1 protein-coding gene is annotated in these 231 nt (G+C 61.5%); it reads left to right on the top strand.

All coding sequences use genetic code 11. From position 1 onward, the window contains the following. Nucleotides 1-230 (top strand): transposase (locus SB771_RS37445; protein ID WP_410722338.1); only part of this gene is annotated, 230 nt, incomplete at its 5' end. Nucleotide 231: the final 1 nt, after the last annotated feature.

The following is a 231-nucleotide window of genomic DNA, read 5'->3' as shown; positions in this document are numbered from 1 at the left end:
CCGTGTTTCTGATCGACAGCGAAGACGAGGCAGGAGGTGGGCGTGCGGCGGCGCCCGTGCGTCAGATATTTGAAGCCGTCTTGTGGATTCGGGAAAACGACGGAGCGTGGCAGCATTTGCCCGCGAGCTTCCCGCCGCAACAGACGTGCTACAACCGCTGGCTTAAATGGCGCAAGTCCGGCGCATTGGACGCGGCACTCAAAGTGATAGCGTCCGACCTTGGCCAGTGAG

Source organism: Burkholderia sp. SIMBA_051, from assembly GCF_046534915.1.
Taxonomy (GTDB): Bacteria; Pseudomonadota; Gammaproteobacteria; order Burkholderiales; family Burkholderiaceae; genus Burkholderia; species Burkholderia ambifaria.
This window is presented reverse-complemented; position numbering and strand designations above follow the sequence as displayed.